This is a genomic window from Xenorhabdus thuongxuanensis (genome assembly GCF_001908095.1).
Lineage (GTDB): Bacteria > Pseudomonadota > Gammaproteobacteria > Enterobacterales > Enterobacteriaceae > Xenorhabdus > Xenorhabdus thuongxuanensis.
The window spans coordinates 1-1,092 of sequence record NZ_MKGR01000080.1 but is presented as its reverse complement, the minus strand read 5'-3'; the positions used below and the strand labels follow the sequence as shown (position 1 = coordinate 1,092).

Sequence of the window (1,092 nt, the reverse complement as noted above, 5' to 3'; positions counted from 1 at the left end):
TTACCATTTTGACAAGCTATTTAGTGTTGAAGCGGCTTGGATTATCAAAACCAGCTAGGCGATTGATTGCAACATATATATAGCTCTGGTATTGAATTAATACATTTTGCGGCTGAATTTGATGTGTTGCAGGAATTTCCTGTATTTGACTGGTAAAAAGTGTTGCGTCAAAGGGAACAAAACATTATAATGTTTCTTGTAGCGCAACAGGGAGCACTTTGGGAATGATAAAGAGTTTCAAGCATAAAGGGTTACGTCTGTTTTTCGAAACAGGGAAAGCATCTGGCATTAATCCCCAACATGCAAAAAAGCTCAGGCAAAGACTTGCTGTGATCAATGATGCGGAAGTTATAGGGGATATTAATCTGCCCGGATATAAACTACATCCGTTAACTGGAGATAGGCAAGGGCAATGGGCTGTTACTGTTTCAGGCAATTTACGTGTAACATTTGAGTTTATTGACGGCGATGCATATATCGTAAACTACGAGGATTATCACTAATGAAGATGTACAATCCCCCCCATCCCGGTGAAATTATTGCCGATGCCTTAGAAGAGCTGGGTTTAGGTATTCGCGATCTTGCTAGAGCTTTAGATGTTGCACCTTCTACAGTGCAGCGACTTGTAACGTGTAAAGCATCTGTGACACCAGAGATGGCTGTGAAGTTGTCTAAGGTTCTTGGTAGTAGCCCTCGGTTGTGGTTAAAATTACAAGATTCTTATAGCCTTGATAAAGCCGAAAAGACCGTTGATGTTTCAAATTTAACCCCATTATTTACGTCAACGAATTTATCTTAATTGTGGTTCAGTTAGCCTAATTAGGCTGCTTAAATTTAAAGCTGCCTAATCGTATAGCTTATTTTAAATAATATTTTAACATAAATAAAATTAATTATTAAAAGATTTTCTGTTCTAATTAATTGAAGTTTTATGTTGTTTTTATGATATAATAATTTAAGCGGTAATTATTAAGTTTAAAAAAAGGCATTAAATGAACAAGTATTTTAAGTACAAGTCAGTGGATCTATTTTTGAAATTTTATACTAAGAAAAAAGACTTCACTCATTCTAAATAGCTTGTCAAAATGGTAG

Annotated in this window: 2 protein-coding genes; both read left to right on the top strand. The window is 35.4% G+C overall.

The genetic code is table 11. From position 1 onward, the window contains the following. Nucleotides 1-224: 224 nt before the first annotated feature. The gene (locus tag Xentx_RS18090) at nucleotides 225-503 is read left to right on the top strand and encodes a type II toxin-antitoxin system RelE/ParE family toxin (RefSeq protein ID WP_074021868.1); all 279 of its coding nucleotides are present in this window, start codon (nucleotides 225-227) and stop codon (nucleotides 501-503) included. Then, nucleotides 503-799 carry a HigA family addiction module antitoxin gene (locus tag Xentx_RS18085; protein WP_074021867.1) on the top strand — a complete coding sequence of 99 codons (297 nt, stop codon included), beginning with the start codon at nucleotides 503-505 and terminating at the stop codon, nucleotides 797-799. The genes Xentx_RS18090 and Xentx_RS18085 overlap by 1 nt, the downstream gene beginning before the upstream one ends. The last annotated feature ends 293 nt before the right edge of the window (nucleotides 800-1,092 follow it).